Genomic DNA, 13986 nt, shown 5'->3' on the forward strand with positions numbered 1-13986 from the left:
CTGTATGCGATAGCTCAACCTCACTACCCCCATCCCAACCTTCCCCCTGGAAGGGGGAAGGAGCTCGTCGCCAGTTGGTTTATACGGCGCTGATTCCCCCGTCCACGGCGATGCTTTGTCCGGTGATATGCCGCGATGCTTCCGAGGCCAGGAACACCACAGCGCCTTTCAGGTCCTCGTCGCCGCCGATGCGGTGCAGCGGCGCACGGGCAATCACGCCTTCCGCGACCTTTTCGAGCAGGCCGGCGGACATCTTCGACGGGAAAAATCCCGGGCAGATCGCGTTGACGTTGATGTTGTACTTGCCCCATTCCGACGCCAGGGACCGGGTGAAGTTCACCGCCGCGCCCTTCGACGTGTGGTAGGCGATGGTGCTGACATTGACGGCGCTGCCGCGCAATCCGGCAACCGACGCAATGTTGATGATCTTGCCGAATTTCTTCGGGATCATGCAGCGCCGCGCCACCTCGCGCGACAGGAAGAACACCGCATCCACGTTCAGGCTCATGACCTTGCGCCATGCCTCGTCCGGATACTCTTCCGCAGGTGCGCCCCACGTCGCGCCGGCATTGTTCACGAGGATATCGATGGTACCGAAACGGTGGATGACTTCATCGACCATGCCCGGAATCTGGTCGGTCTTCGACAGGTCGTTGACGATGGTCAGCACCTCGACACCCATTTTTTCCAGGTGGGTTTTCGCCTCCACCAGTTCATCGGCCTTGCGCGCAGTGATGGCCACCTTGCAGCCCATTTCGCCCAGCGCTTCCGCCATCTGGAGACCAAGGCCGCGCGACCCGCCGGTGATCAACGCGATCTTGCCGTCGAGCTTGAAAAGTTCCTTGACGCTCATCTGAACACTCGCTTTCCGTAGTAAGGCGCCATCCCGCCGGGACGCGCCGGGAAATAAACAATCAGCAGACTTCGAACAGTCCCGCCGCGCCCTGCCCGCCGCCCACGCACATCGTCACGACGACATACTTGGCGCCGCGCCGCTTGCCTTCGATCAGCGCATGGCCGGTAAGACGGGAGCCAGATACGCCATAGGGATGACCCACCGCGATCGCGCCGCCATTGACGTTCAGCAACTCATCCGGAATGCCCAGCTTGTCGCGGCAATACAGGACCTGGCAGGCAAATGCTTCATTCAGTTCCCACAGCCCGATATCGTCCATCTTGAGGCCGTTGCGCTCGAGCAGGCGCGGGATGGCATACACGGGTCCGATACCCATTTCATCCGGCTCGCAACCCGCCACGGCGAAGCCGCGGAAGATACCCAGCGGCTCAATGCCGCGACGTTCGGCCAGCCTGCCGTTCATGACCACGCACGCGGACGCGCCGTCCGAGAACTGGCTGGCGTTGCCCGCAGTAATGACCCCGCCCGGCAACGCCGAGCGGATTTTGGACACCGCTTCGATTGTCGTGTCGGCGCGGATACCTTCGTCGGCGGAGATCGTGACTTCCCGGCGCATGATGCGGCCGCTCTCCTTGTCGGCCACGCCCATGATGGTGGTCATCGGCACGATCTCGTCCTTGAACTTGCCGGCAGCCTGGGCAGCGGCGGCCCGCTGCTGGCTGCGCACGCCGTACTCGTCCTGCCGTTCCTTGGAGATGTTGTAGCGCTTGGCGACCTGCTCGGCGGTCTGCAGCATGCTCCAGTAGATCTCGGGCTTGTTTTCGATGAGCCATGGGTCCTGGCGCATATGGCGGTTGGTTTCGTTCTGCACGCAGGAAATCGATTCGACTCCACCCGCAATTATGACCGGCACGTGCTCGACCATGATCCGCTGCGCCGCCATGGCAATGGTCTGCAGTCCGGACGAGCAAAAACGGTTGACGGTGGCGCCGGCGGTCGTGACCGGCAGCCCGGCACGCAGCGCAATCTGGCGTGCGACGTTCCCGCCGGTCGTGCCTTCCGACAGCGACCCGCCCATCAGCACATCCTCGACTTCAGCCGGATCGATGCCGGCGCGCTCAACGGCGGCGCGTACGGCATGCGCGCCGAGCGTTGCGCCATAGGTCATGTTGAAAGCGCCTTTCCAGGATTTGGCCAGGCCGGTGCGGGCGGTGGAAACGATTACTGCGTCGTGCATGGGATGTCCTCGGGTATTCATATCGGTCCCTCTCCTGCGGGAGAAGAAATCAGTCAAATTTGCCGGCGGTCCGGCGACGGTTTAATGAAATGTCTCGCCGGCATCCGCAAGCCGGACCAGCGACTGCGCCGGCTGCCAGAATGCGGCATCGCCGCCCGGTTGCGCCTCAAAGCTGCGCATCTTCGCCACCACGTTGGGCAGGCCGACGATCTCCGCGTACAGCATCGGTCCGCCGCGATGGGCGGGGAAACCATAGCCGGTGAGGTAGACCATGTCGATGTCGGAAGCCCGCGCCGCAATCCCCTCTTCCAGGATGCGCGCGCCTTCGTTCACCAACGCATAGATGCAACGTTCCACGATTTCCTCATCAGTCACCTTGCGCGTCGTGATGCCTGCCTCCTTGCGCCCGGCGGCGATGATTTCGTCGACCACCGGATCAGGGAGCGCATCACGCTTGCCGGCTTCGTAACGGTACCAGCCTGCCCCGGTCTTCTGGCCGAAGCGCCCCATCTCGCACAATCGGTCGGCGATCACCGAACGCTTCATGTTCGGGTTCTCCTCGTAGAGCCGCTTGCGGATCGACCAGCCGATATCGAGGCCCGCGAGGTCGCCCATGCGGAACGGCCCCATCGCCATGCCCCATTTTTCCAGCGCGCGGTCGATCTGCTGCGGCGAAGCGCCCTCCTCCAGCAATTCGAAGGCCTGTGCGCGGTAATACTTCAGCATGCGATTGCCGATGAATCCGTCGCAGACGCCGGACACCACGGCCACCTTCTTGATCTTCTTCGCCAGTTGCATGACCGTCGCCAGCACGTCCTTGGCAGTGTGCTCCGCACGCACCACTTCCAGCAGGCGCATCACATTCGCCGGGCTGAAGAAATGCAGGCCGACTACGTCCTGCGGGCGCTTGGTAAAACTTGCGATCTGGTTCATGTCCAGTGTGGAGGTGTTGCTGGCGAGGATGGCGCCCTGTTTCATCACCTGGTCGAGCTTGCCGAACACCTTCTCCTTGACGCCCATATCCTCGAACACCGCCTCGATGACCAGGTCGGTATCGGCGATGTCGTCGTAGGACAGGCTGGTCGACAGCAGCGCCATGCGTGCGTCGAGCTTGTCGGCCGTGAGCTTGCCCTTCTTCAGCGAGTTTTCGTAATTCTTGCGGATCGTCGCGACACCCCGGTCGAGCGCTTCCTGCTTCATCTCCAGCAAGACAACCGGGATGCCCGCATTCAGGAAATTCATGGCGATGCCGCCGCCCATGGTGCCCGCACCGATCACCGCCACCTTTGCAACGGAGCGCACCGGTGTGTCGGCCGGAACGTCCGGAATCTTGGCGACGGCACGTTCGCCCATGAAGGCATGCCGCAACGCGCGGGATTCGGGGGTATTCATGAGCGACAGGAAGAGTTCGCGCTCGATCTTCATGCCCTCGTCGAACGGCTTGTAATAGGATGCGGCGACCGCCTCCGCGCACTTCAGCGGCGCCGGGAAATGCTTGGTTGCGGCCGCGACCGAGTTGCGTGCGAACTGCAGGAATGCCTCCGCATCCGGCTCTGTGATGCGGATATCGCGCACACGTTTCAGGGGCCGCTTCTCTTCAACGATCTTTTCGGCAAACGCCAGCGCCGCCGGCAGGAGTTCACCATCGACGACTTCGTCGAACAATGCTGTATTACCCAGCTTCGCGGCCGGCACGATGGCGCCGGACACGATCATGTTGAGCGCGGTCTCAAGCCCCACGAGGCGCGGCAGGCGCTGCGTGCCGCCGGCGCCGGGAAGAATGCCGAGCTTTACTTCAGGTAGAGCGATCTGCGCATCCGCCTTCGCCACCCGGAAGTGGCAGCCGAGCGCCAGTTCAAGACCGCCACCCATGCAGGCGCCGCCGATCGCCGCAATCACCGGCTTGGCGGAGGTCTCGACGGTCTTGATCACCGTGAGCAAATTGGGCTCCTGGCCGGACTTCGGCGTGCCGAATTCCTTGACGTCTGCGCCGCCTGAAAACGCCCGGTCGGAACCGATGAGGACGATCGCCCGTACCTGCTCGTCCGTGGCGGCGGCGCTCACCGCTGCGACGATCGCCCGGCGCAATGCAAGGCCTAAACCGTTAATGGGCGGGTTATCGAGCGTGATAACGGCGATATTGCGGACAGTTTGATAAGGTGCGTTGGACATGTACCTTGCTCTTGAATGGAATTGGATGACGGGCAGCTTGAAATGATGCGCTAGAAAGGCGGTCTAAAACCGCTGTGCGAAACTGAGTTCCGTATTTCAAAACAGATATTATCAGCGAAGATGAACGCTGTAAAGATGACACACCTGTTATCCGCAGCACCAAAACAGCCCGGCTTGTACTCTGTAGCGACGCACCAATGCCAGGATTTCCGCGCAGGATGCATCACTGGTGTAAGCTCCGTTTTGATCTTTTACCTAGCATTCCGCACAGCAAAACCAGACCTCCGTACCGCACCATGACTTCAACAATTGCACCCACCACCGCCCAAGCAGAATCATCCATCCCCGAGGGTTTCGAACCGATCGACCGGGGAAGCGCTTTTCTTGCCCTGCTCGGGCCGGTTTATATGAAACAGGCTTCGCCCGATCGTACCGTCATCGGCGTGCGCATCGATGGACGCCATACGAACGTAAAGGGGATTGCGCACGGCGGCATGCTGACCACACTCGCGGATAGCGCGCTCGGGATTGCGATTGCAATCGCCAACAATGAAAAACCGATGGTGACCGTCAATCTATCGACGGATTTTGTCGCTGCCGCCCATCCGGGCGATTGGGTCGAAGCGCACGTGGACATTCAACGGATTGGTGCCCGCCTCGCTTTCGCCAACTGCTACCTGCACGTCGGGGAAAAGCGCATCATGCGGGCGAGCGGCGTCTTTGCATCCGTATGAGGACAATCGGCGCCGGGAAGGCGCCGACGCGGTCAGGCAAGTGAGGAAGATTCGAGTTTTTTGGCCAGGGCGACCAGGCGAGGCTTGACCTCGGCAAGCAGGAATTCCTTGGATAGGCTGGAAGACGGCCCGCCACAGTTGATCACCAGTGCCGGCATGGCGCCCGAGGATCGAAAGCCGACCGCGATGCCGTTGACATCGCCCTGCCATTCCCCGAACGACGTCGCGCAACCGTACTCCTGGTAGTCCCGCAAGGCCTTGTCGATGGCTTCCTGCAGCGCGCTTGCCGCAGATTCGTCCATGTCCGATGCCAGTTTCATGATGGCGGCGCGCTCCCGCTCGGAGGCGCTAGCGAGGAATGCACGGCCGATCGCTGATGTCGCCAGCGGGATGCGGGAGCCGACCTGAAGCGTCAGCGCCAAAGTAGCGGCGCTGCGGGCGACCTCGGTATAGATGATGGATAACCGGTCCCTCACGCCCAAGGCAACCGTGGCGCCGGCGAAATCGGCCAGTTCCTGCATCAACGGACGCGCGAACTGCCGAATGTCCATCCGTGCCAGCATCGAACTGCCCAACGCAAGCGTTGCCGTACCGAGCGCATACCTGCCGCCAGGCTCCACCTGGATCAGGTAACCGCGCTTGGTCAAGGTGTAGACGATGCGGGTAACGGTGGATTTGGGTAGCCCGCAGCGCTCGGAAATCTGCTGGTTGCTAAGCGAGGAATCGCCGGACCGGAAACATGCCAGCACGTCCAGTCCACGGGAAAGCGCGGTGATGAAGTAGCGGTCTTCCCCGGTCTTCAATGTGTCGGCCGATGTCGTATCGTTCAGTTCGGGGGTGGGTGCGTTCATACATGGACCTTTGGAATCAAGCCGCTACGGCATCAAGTCGATCTCCCGGCGGACGGGCAGCGAGCGCCGCAAACGAATGCACCTCGCCGACGCAAGACTTTACAGTACAAAAAACGACATTACAAATTCGGTCTTGTCGTAACTACCGGCGCTCGCCAGCATCGGGCATCGCAGATTTCGAGGTACTGCAAGGACCCGGGACCGAATTTTCTTCGAAACCCTCCAGTGCATACGACCGCATCCTCAACAGGAACCTGTCGCAATGCATACCAAGACGATCGGCACCACCGGACTATAGCAGTACACACCGACATCCCTACCGCACGACCAAAATGCCTTGTCGGGCAGATAAAGCCTGGCCATGCACCGCAGCGAGCCGAAATATACACCACTTCAGTGCGGACCAGAACCGGCACGGAAAACCCCGCGCCATGCCGCACCCAACTTTTCGCCCGGTGCCGGAGGGCATTCAGCCTAGTCCAATACCAATCTCACCTTGCCGCCAATGACGGCCGCGGCGCCGCTCATTGCACCACTTCGCCCGGTGACCGCTTACCGTAGTGGACGGAGACGTTTTCCACATAGGTCCGTGCGTTGCGGTCGCTCGCTGCCGAGGTCCGCATGCCCGACGCCGCCCTTGCTTCGGCAAGGATGCCCGGCATTTCCCAGGCGCGAACCCGCCGTCTCTGCGCTGAGCACCGCTTAGCATGCGCATTCAGCGCATGATCGAACGCGCTTCCATATCCGCCGGCAATCGCCCGCAGACGGTAGCGCAGAATCATTTTTCTCAGATGGTGGCGCCGGAACCACTCCAGCCCTAGCCACATGAACGCCGCTCCGACGATGACGGCGATTCCGTTTGATACTGTCATTTTCTAACCCTTTTGATAATTCGCGCTGCGATCCTGCATCACCGGACCGTGCGCCGAGGCCGCCTTCTCGGCGCGACGCGCCTTGACGCCATAAAAGATAACCGCAAGCTGGGCGCCACAATTCAGCGCTGCAACCGTTGCGAAGAGATGATTGCGCACCACGAAAATCGCATACAGCACCGTGATCACAGCGAGCACTGCCCACCCGCTCCAGCAGAAAAGCGATATCGATTTGCAGGCGGCCGGATCCCGTCTGTACTTCAGGATTTGTGGAATGTACAAGGCCGACGCGGCGATGCCGGACAGGCCATACAACATGCTGACTATCTGTTCCATTGATTCTTTTGGACAAAGCCGATTGCTTGCCTGTTCTGCAAGCGGTGTTTTTCATCCGGCACCCGGATGTTGGCTTTCGACATTACATGCCACCAGGAAATTCCATGTTGGGCACAAGATTTTTTGGATAGCGTTGAAGAGGCGTATCGGCATGCATTTCGTGAAACGAAAGATGCATTTTCTTCACGTTTTGCGAAACGCACCGACAAATCGGCGCTCAAACGATTTCCGAAACATCATTGAAGGAATATCCATGTCTGCTCACACCTACAAAATGATCGAACTTGTTGGTTCGTCCACAACCGGTACCGATGATGCAATCCGCAACGCCATCGAAAAATCGTCGCAAACGGTGAGAAACATGGATTGGTTTGAAGTCACCGAGACACGCGGACATATCGTCGATGGCAAAGTCGCGCATTACCAGGTGACGGTGAAGGTAGGCTTCCGGCTGGATACGGGCGACGCCTAAGGCAGGGACCTGCCGGCCTGGCGCGCACCGGCGCCGACTTCATCCATCCTGCGCGGAGCTTCCGGGTTGGTCGTATGGCGCACCGCGTACCAGGCCAGCCCGATCCACTCATAGGTCGCGTAGTAGGAACGCCGCAAATGTTCGGCGCTGGGCAGGAGATCCATCCAGGATGGACGGCCAGCGCTGAAAAAGATCGTGGGTGCGGGAATCACATCCATACCGCTCCGGCTGAACGCCATCGCCGAGCGGGCCATATGCATCGCGTCGGTCACCAGCAAAACGCGGGTTATGCCTTCCTGCTTCAGCATTGCTGCGCTGAAGGATGCATTTTCGGCAGTATTGGCCGAATCCGGTTCGATCCACTTAACGGGAATTGCAAAGTCTTCCTTCAATGCGTCGGCCATTGCGATTGCCTTCGGCCTGAACCTGCCATCGGCGCTTCCGTTGCCGCCCGACACGAGAATTGGCAATCCCGATTGCCGATGAAGACGCGCCGCATAGCGCAGCCGCGCGAGCGCGATGTAGTCGGGAATCTCGTTGCCACCGAATTCGGGCGCGGCGGCATAGCGTCCTGCAGCCAGAACAACAATCGCTTCCGCCCCTGTTTCGTGCGCGGAGGGCAGGACTTGCGCAAAACGCTCAAGCGGGTGCACCAGCAGACGCGCGCCGATGCCGGTGCTGAGAAAGAAAAGCAGGAATATCGCGGCAATGCCGAGCGCGTTGCCGGCACGCGGAGAGCGATGACGGAGCAGCAATGCAAGTCCAAGCAGTAAAAAAAGACTTGCCGGTGGCAGTATCAATTCACGAATCACGCCATGGATCATAGGGATTACCCAGCCTGCAACAAAAAATAGATTTAGTTGATACAAGTCAACTTTTTCAGTCCGCCATACGCCATCATTTCATCTGTTACGGCACTACAAACATCGGCGGCCGAGTCCCATCGGCGCGCTAACGAAGGTTGCAGAATATCAATGAACAACAGGAACTCCCCATGGATCCCCTCGCTCTAAACAGTTCCTTCAACAAGGAGCAAGTTATGGGGAATCCAACACGCGATGCATACAGCCCTTTGGCATACGCGGCTGCCTTCGATGAAAAATGCAAGCTTCTGGCCGGGCGAATCGCGATCGTAACCGCGGCAATCGTCTTCATCGCAGGTTATGTGTATGGCATCGCTGAGTATGGTCTCCTGCTTGGCGTCGCATTCGGATGGTTACCTTGCGGCATCGCTGCATGGTTTACAGCAAATATCGTGTCGCTGGCCGGCCACCATGCCATACGCCGCTTTCTCCAGTCTTCCCGCGCGCGCTCCGGCGCGTCACTCATCAAGCCAGGCGTCCAGCATAAATAGTCTCATCGGCGCTTCGTCCCCAGTCGCCATTGACCGTTTTGCCCTACTCTTTTTTCGGCGACAGGAATGCCTTGTGAAACAGGTGCCGCATCAGTAGCAGCGGCGGCATTCTCAGCCAGTTCGCCCGCAAGTAAAGCGCCTGTCGCGCACTCCCGGAAAATCCGTCCGAACAACTAGTGTGATCCGGCAAAAGCGCTCGTAGAAACAAGCTATCCATCAATGCCAGCAGTGGCCCATTCGGAGCCGCTATGTCACAGGCCCTTGTCGCCTCAACCGAAACCGGCGTACCAAGCAAACGGCCTGAATATCGAAGCGCATAAAAAAGCGGCCGCATCAATTCAAGTTCCTGCGCCCGCGGTGCAAGCGAGGACCAAAAGGATGGCGACTGGCCGAAATGGTCGAGCAAACGGTGAATGTCGATCAGATCCCGCAGGGCATGGTCGAATTCGCCGTCATGAAACAGGTGCACGGCACTGTGCAGCACCATATCCACCGGCGACAGCACGAGCAATTTTTCGCTTGCATCGATCGAAACGGCTGCCGACCGCAGTTTTTCGGAATCGGGACGGATAGGAGCAGTCTCGGGAACGATCGCGTGGTGCACGTCGATGGACGTCATGCGCTTGATATGCTGCATCGGCGGCAATTCATGCATCCATTTGCGGTAGTAGCGCTGATCATAGTCATCCTGATGCATGCTTGCCCATCCATGCATCATCAGGCCCGCCTCGACAGCATTCAGGCTGCTCTTCGGCACCAGGATATCGATGTCGGAAAAAACGCGGCCACGCGCGGGAGGCAAGTCGGCCATTACGTAGGCGGCCCCCTTCAGCAAGATGAGAGGCACGCCAACATCCATCAATGCCTTGCGGATGAACCGCACTTCCCATCGCACCGCTTCCGAATGCCGTACAGCAGCGATCCATGACCATTCAAGATGCTCCCGCGCCTGCGCGGGCACGGCGCCGAGCAGGCCTCTTTCCGCAAGCATCGCGTGCAGGCTCGCAAGAACATTCCCCCTTCTCGCCTGACGTATGAGCAAATCCCAGTCGGGGAGCCGGAAAGTGGAAATGGATTGCGGCTCCCGAAATGCCTTCAGGATTAACGCGTCGGTTTTCACGAAGCCAAGGTCGCCGGTTGCAGCGACGCGAATATGTCTACAGCGTCGTCCAGGTCACTGTAGTGAAATTCAAAGCAGAGGGAGCGATCGATGACGCCGGCGAGGGTTTCGAAACCCAGCGTGCCCAGCGCGCTGTAATTGAACGCATTTTCCGCGACGCGCATGAACGCGCGCGATCGTGGCAACTCGTCGAGCATCGCGCGCGCGCCGCTTTCCCACTTGGGGAAAATAACCCACCCAGGCATTGCGGACTCCGATGCCCGCCGCACGCTCTCCACCGGCGGCTTCAGATGCGCAACGGTGCCCTTCATCGTGTCGGTCACGCTGCGGCTGAAAATACCATTGGGTACATAGCTGCCGATGATATCGATGGACTGGTTTTTCAGGCTCACTGGACGCGGAAGCGGCATGATCTTGCCATCGCTGGTCCGGATCAGCGCCAATTCATCCGACAACAAGCGCCATCCCCGATGCACCAGCGCGGCGCACAGCGTGCTTTTGCCCGACCCAGGCGGAGCCGGGAGTATCACGGCATGACCATTCTTTTCAATGACAGCCGCATGGATGATCAGATAGCGATTCGCATAACTGGATATACACCAGTTCAGTCCCCATTCGAGCATCGGAAATGCCTGCTCGAACGGAAGCGGCTTGAATGGACTTTTGCCGTCGAACTTGAACAGGACTTGCGGCTTGAACCATTTTCGCATCGTTGCCGGGCGCTCAAGGCTAACGTGAAAATCAGCGAAGTCCGTCTGCACAGCCATCTGATGATCGGCATAAAGCAGTGCGATGCCTTCGGCGACGCTTTGTATCGGGCTGCGGATGTGAGTGATGAATGCGCCGGTTTGAAGGAAAATGCCGGTCGACTCCAGTCTGGCCGCAAGTTCACCGGGTGATAACGAAGATGGCGTCAAAATCAGAGGGGTTCTACCAGCGACAGCGCTTGCATATCGAAGAGCGCCGCTTCAATCTCTTCCAAAAGTGCCGCATCGATTTCACAGCACCACCTGCCAGATAATACCTGCGCTAACGATAGCACATCGGACGCGGAGGATTGCAGCGCAAGTAACATGTCCGACGCCCGCCGGCTCAGAATATGCGTATCGCCGGAAAGCGGGTTATACACGACAAACTCGTCATTCCAGCAGCGGGCGTTTAATTTGCTGCCATTGATGATTTGCCACTGCATTGTAAGAAATCGATGGAGTGAGAAGGACTCAGGGACGCCGACGGGACAGCGGACGAGAAAGGTTGTGCCAGCGCCTCCGGCGGCAGATCATCCTTGCGTCTGCCGGAGATAATTTACGATCTGCGCGGCATCCCATTTAACTCCTGCAGTCGGCTCGAAGTAGCCTTTCGAACTCCACTCGGAGAACATGGACTGAATGCGTTGAACCGTCAGGAACGACGTCCATCCAGCCATGGCATTGAGGTATGCAGCAACGAGATGCATACCAAGATTATTCTTGTCGAATGCTTTATGCGAAAGAAGATCGAGCATCTTCACATCTGCATAAGGCGATCCGCGCGGGCAGGTGAACACGCTACTGAACTTGCAAGTCGTCCTGTTGGGAATGGGCCACTTGGAGTGATTCTTCCAGTATCCGGGAGACCGTCCCTTGCAGATCGGCGCAGGTCCGTGGGTGCTCAAATTACCGGATAAAAACCCGGATGGTGATTTGCAAACTTCGGTTCCCAACACTGGCCGACTGGCGAGCGTGATAAGCACTCCGGAAACGGCAACCCCCGACTTCCCGAAACGCCGCCGCGATGCATTGCTTGGTCCATGGGAAGCGACCGAATCTTTGATCAACTGTTCGTTGATGTGATTGTCATTTGGCCCATTGGTCATCATTTAAGGTTCCGTTCCACCATTAACGTTCAGACGCGCACAAACGGCGCTATATCCATATCTTAGCTACAAGCAAAAGATGTTCCACTTATTTCAACGAATCAACTCTTTAGCCAAGCTTTTGATTTCTCTCGCTTTATTAATCGAAAAATTTCATCTCATCAACAAAATCAGCTTTAATGTAAAGTTTATCGACAGCATTGAACTCCACCAATCCAGTCCTGACACCTTGCCAGCGCGAAAAGATGTCAATCGTCAACTTGCGTCACGCCGCCATATTCTAACGCGCTAATATTGATTCGTTAACAAAGATTAACATCTGAGCGGCACCATGCACCGATTCGAAGTTTCCGCGCAGCTTGTTGCATTTTGGACTATATTCTTCCGACCTTCACCCGACTCGGTCCATTTCAAGCGATCCCAAAACCATGAAAAACGTCCATCGCCGCCAATCCGTCCCACCAGCGCATCTCCTTGGCGGCATTAGTTCGCGTCGGGGCATATTTAAGTGGTTAGGCAAACTCACTCTGCTGGGCGCCGCTTGCAATCCGATATACATGTCACCGGCGAACGCCGACAATGCACCCAAGGCGATTGCACAGCTGAAGCCGTCGGTCGTCGCCATCGCCACCGTCCACAGAACCCGCGTACCGGCGATGAAATTCATCGGCACCGGGTTTGTCATCGGAGACGGCCAGACCGTCATTACCAATGCACACGTAGTACAGACCGTCGGTGTGACCGATTCCGGTGAAGTGCTGGGCATCGTCAATGGCAACAGCGGCTCGACCGATTTTCGTGAAGCAAAATTAATCAGCCATGACGCCGAGAGGGACCTGGCGCAATTGCGCATTGAAGGTCCGTCCCTTCCTCCGCTCAAGATCGGCAACTCGGACAATGCGCGCGAAGGCCAATCGCTTCTCTTCACCGGCTTTCCGCTCGGGATGGTTTTGGGATTCCACCACGTGACGCATCGCGCCATGATCTCGTCGATTACCCCAGTGGCGATACCGGCAGCCAGCTCCCGAAACCTGAATGCAAAAATGGTGAAGCAATTACGCGGAACACCCTACTACGTATTCCAGCTCGACGGAACCGCATACCCGGGGAACAGCGGAAGCCCGCTGTACGATCCGGAGACGGGCGAAGTTTTCGGCGTCATCAACAAGGTGTTCATCAAGGAGACCAAGGAAGCGGCGATATCGCAACCAAGCGGAATCACCTATGCGGTCCCGAGCAAGTACATTCTCGAACTGCTGGAACGAAAAAAGAACGATTGACTTATCGCATCCATAACCATGTGCGCCAGCTCGTTGCAATACGCATCCGCTTGCAGGCAGGCGGCAGCAGCGGATGCAAAAAAATGACTGCCTGTGCAAGCAGAGATGTTTAGCAAAACCAGGCGCAGATCACAGATGCGTGACGATTCGCTTAGAAAAAGCTTTCGGGAATAATCAGCACGTCACCCGGGCGCACCGGCATATTGGCCGATATATCGCCGCTTTTGATCAGATCATTCAAGCGCACCGAAATCTTTTGCTGCTTCCCGTCCACGGTCCGCACAATGTTGGCACGGTTACCGGCGGCGAACTCGGCGAGACCGCCAACTGCAATCAGCACGTCCATCAATGACATTCCCTGACGGTACGGCAGGGCTTGCGGCTTCGATGCCTGGCCTATGACGCGGATCTGTTCTGTGTACGGGCCGACGAAACTCGTTACCGTAACTGTCACAACCGGCTGCTGGATGTACTTGCTTAATATCTGCTCGATTTCCCGGGCCAGCTGCGTCGGCGTCTTGCCCATCGCAGGCAGATCTTCCACGAGCGGCATCGTTATCCGTCCATCAGGTCTGACGGGAATTGTTTGAGATACCTCCGGATTACGCCATACATTGATATTGACCGTGTCTCCGGGCCCCAGCAAATATTCGTGCTTTGGTTCAGCAGGTTTCGCCGCAATGTCGGAAATTTCGGAATTCGTCGCGCAAGCGCTCAACAGACATATCGAACAGACGGCTGCAAGACGCATCACCGCCTGCACTGCCTTTGATCTCTGACTTTTCACTTTCTTCACCCTTTAGTTATGAAACGCACTTCACAACCGGGAATGCGTTCGATTTGAAAT

Annotated in this window: 17 protein-coding genes; 5 read left to right on the forward strand and 12 right to left on the reverse strand. The window is 58.1% G+C overall.

Annotation, left to right across the window (positions count from 1 at the left end):
• Positions 1-79: 79 nt before the first annotated feature.
• From V7080_RS02005 to V7080_RS02015, 3 genes are all read right to left on the reverse strand, one after another.
• On the reverse strand, positions 80-853 hold the full coding sequence (locus tag V7080_RS02005; protein WP_334186720.1) for an SDR family oxidoreductase: 774 nt from the start codon (positions 851-853) through the stop codon (positions 80-82).
• Between the two features lie 61 nt (positions 854-914).
• On the reverse strand, positions 915-2093 hold the full coding sequence (locus V7080_RS02010; protein ID WP_334186721.1) for an acetyl-CoA C-acyltransferase: 1179 nt from the start codon (positions 2091-2093) through the stop codon (positions 915-917).
• Between the two features lie 81 nt (positions 2094-2174).
• On the reverse strand, positions 2175-4265 hold the full coding sequence (locus V7080_RS02015; protein ID WP_334186722.1) for a 3-hydroxyacyl-CoA dehydrogenase NAD-binding domain-containing protein: 2091 nt from the start codon (positions 4263-4265) through the stop codon (positions 2175-2177).
• A gap of 296 nt (positions 4266-4561) precedes the next feature.
• Between V7080_RS02015 and V7080_RS02020 the strand changes: the two genes are divergently transcribed.
• On the forward strand, positions 4562-4999 hold the full coding sequence (locus V7080_RS02020; RefSeq protein WP_334186723.1) for a PaaI family thioesterase: 438 nt from the start codon (positions 4562-4564) through the stop codon (positions 4997-4999).
• A gap of 32 nt (positions 5000-5031) precedes the next feature.
• Here V7080_RS02020 and V7080_RS02025 read toward each other — a convergent pair whose 3' ends face one another.
• From V7080_RS02025 to V7080_RS02035, 3 genes are all read right to left on the reverse strand, one after another.
• A complete protein-coding gene (locus tag V7080_RS02025) occupies positions 5032-5850 on the reverse strand; it encodes an IclR family transcriptional regulator (protein ID WP_334186724.1) in 819 nt (272 codons plus the stop codon).
• A 524-nt stretch (positions 5851-6374) separates the two neighbouring features.
• On the reverse strand, positions 6375-6722 hold the full coding sequence (locus tag V7080_RS02030) for a hypothetical protein (protein ID WP_334186725.1): 348 nt from the start codon (positions 6720-6722) through the stop codon (positions 6375-6377).
• Positions 6723-6725: 3 nt separating this feature from the next.
• Complete coding sequence (locus tag V7080_RS02035) at positions 6726-7058, reverse strand: hypothetical protein (protein ID WP_334186726.1); 333 nt, start codon at positions 7056-7058, stop codon at positions 6726-6728.
• 253 nt (positions 7059-7311) lie between these two features.
• On the opposite strand from V7080_RS02035, the gene V7080_RS02040 reads away from it, so the two are divergent.
• Positions 7312-7530 (forward strand): dodecin, encoded by a 219-nt coding sequence (locus V7080_RS02040; RefSeq protein ID WP_334186727.1) that lies wholly within the window; start codon positions 7312-7314, stop codon positions 7528-7530.
• Here V7080_RS02040 and V7080_RS02045 read toward each other — a convergent pair.
• Positions 7527-8285, reverse strand: coding sequence for a YdcF family protein (locus V7080_RS02045; protein ID WP_334186728.1), 759 nt, complete (start codon positions 8283-8285; stop codon positions 7527-7529). The two genes, V7080_RS02040 and V7080_RS02045, sit on opposite strands and share 4 nt — an antisense overlap.
• Before the next feature lie 284 nt (positions 8286-8569).
• Between V7080_RS02045 and V7080_RS02050 the strand changes: the two genes are divergently transcribed.
• Positions 8570-8884, forward strand: coding sequence for a hypothetical protein (locus V7080_RS02050; protein ID WP_334186729.1), 315 nt, complete (start codon positions 8570-8572; stop codon positions 8882-8884).
• Positions 8885-8927: 43 nt separating this feature from the next.
• Here the strand turns inward: V7080_RS02050 and V7080_RS02055 are convergent, their stop codons facing one another.
• Complete coding sequence (locus tag V7080_RS02055; RefSeq protein ID WP_334186730.1) at positions 8928-10004, reverse strand: nucleotidyltransferase domain-containing protein; 1077 nt, start codon at positions 10002-10004, stop codon at positions 8928-8930.
• Complete coding sequence (locus tag V7080_RS02060; protein WP_334186756.1) at positions 10001-10819, reverse strand: HprK-related kinase A; 819 nt, start codon at positions 10817-10819, stop codon at positions 10001-10003. Before V7080_RS02060 ends, V7080_RS02055 begins: the two co-directional genes overlap by 4 nt.
• Here V7080_RS02060 and V7080_RS02065 point away from each other — a divergent pair.
• Positions 10739-10903, forward strand: a complete 165-nt coding sequence (locus V7080_RS02065) for a hypothetical protein (protein WP_334186758.1) — start codon at positions 10739-10741, stop codon at positions 10901-10903. The genes V7080_RS02060 and V7080_RS02065 overlap by 81 nt on opposite strands.
• Before the next feature lie 20 nt (positions 10904-10923).
• Here the strand turns inward: V7080_RS02065 and V7080_RS02070 are convergent, their stop codons facing one another.
• Both V7080_RS02070 and V7080_RS02075 read right to left on the reverse strand, forming a co-directional pair.
• A complete protein-coding gene (locus tag V7080_RS02070) occupies positions 10924-11196 on the reverse strand; it encodes an HPr-rel-A system PqqD family peptide chaperone (protein ID WP_334186731.1) in 273 nt (90 codons plus the stop codon).
• An 87-nt stretch (positions 11197-11283) separates the two neighbouring features.
• The gene (locus tag V7080_RS02075) at positions 11284-11862 is read right to left on the reverse strand and encodes a hypothetical protein (protein ID WP_334186732.1); all 579 of its coding nucleotides are present in this window, start codon (positions 11860-11862) and stop codon (positions 11284-11286) included.
• 554 nt (positions 11863-12416) lie between these two features.
• On the opposite strand from V7080_RS02075, the gene V7080_RS02080 reads away from it, so the two are divergent.
• Entirely contained in the window at positions 12417-13139 is a 723-nt protein-coding gene (locus tag V7080_RS02080; RefSeq protein WP_334186733.1) for a S1 family peptidase, read from the forward strand.
• A gap of 151 nt (positions 13140-13290) precedes the next feature.
• On the opposite strand, the gene V7080_RS02085 is transcribed toward V7080_RS02080, so the two are convergent.
• On the reverse strand, positions 13291-13926 hold the full coding sequence (locus tag V7080_RS02085) for an XrtA/PEP-CTERM system exopolysaccharide export protein (protein ID WP_334186734.1): 636 nt from the start codon (positions 13924-13926) through the stop codon (positions 13291-13293).
• Positions 13927-13986 lie beyond the last annotated feature (60 nt).

It is taken from the genome of Noviherbaspirillum sp., assembly GCF_036846085.1.
In the GTDB taxonomy this organism is placed as follows: Bacteria; Pseudomonadota; Gammaproteobacteria; order Burkholderiales; family Burkholderiaceae_D; genus Noviherbaspirillum.

Excerpts from the sequence above, each read along its gene's own strand:
- V7080_RS02025 (WP_334186724.1), bottom strand. The coding sequence starts at position 5,850 with ATGAACGCACCCACCCCCGAACTGAACGATACGACATCGGCCGACACA.
- V7080_RS02070 (WP_334186731.1), bottom strand. The coding sequence starts at position 11,196 with ATGCAGTGGCAAATCATCAATGGCAGCAAATTAAACGCCCGCTGCTGG.
- V7080_RS02040 (WP_334186727.1), top strand. The coding sequence starts at position 7,312 with ATGTCTGCTCACACCTACAAAATGATCGAACTTGTTGGTTCGTCCACA.
- V7080_RS02005 (WP_334186720.1), bottom strand. The coding sequence starts at position 853 with ATGAGCGTCAAGGAACTTTTCAAGCTCGACGGCAAGATCGCGTTGATC.
- V7080_RS02030 (WP_334186725.1), bottom strand. The coding sequence starts at position 6,722 with ATGACAGTATCAAACGGAATCGCCGTCATCGTCGGAGCGGCGTTCATG.
- V7080_RS02015 (WP_334186722.1), bottom strand. The coding sequence starts at position 4,265 with ATGTCCAACGCACCTTATCAAACTGTCCGCAATATCGCCGTTATCACG.
- V7080_RS02075 (WP_334186732.1), bottom strand. The coding sequence starts at position 11,862 with ATGATGACCAATGGGCCAAATGACAATCACATCAACGAACAGTTGATC.
- V7080_RS02035 (WP_334186726.1), bottom strand. The coding sequence starts at position 7,058 with ATGGAACAGATAGTCAGCATGTTGTATGGCCTGTCCGGCATCGCCGCG.
- V7080_RS02080 (WP_334186733.1), top strand. The coding sequence starts at position 12,417 with ATGTCACCGGCGAACGCCGACAATGCACCCAAGGCGATTGCACAGCTG.
- V7080_RS02020 (WP_334186723.1), top strand. The coding sequence starts at position 4,562 with ATGACTTCAACAATTGCACCCACCACCGCCCAAGCAGAATCATCCATC.
- V7080_RS02010 (WP_334186721.1), bottom strand. The coding sequence starts at position 2,093 with ATGCACGACGCAGTAATCGTTTCCACCGCCCGCACCGGCCTGGCCAAA.
- V7080_RS02050 (WP_334186729.1), top strand. The coding sequence starts at position 8,570 with ATGGGGAATCCAACACGCGATGCATACAGCCCTTTGGCATACGCGGCT.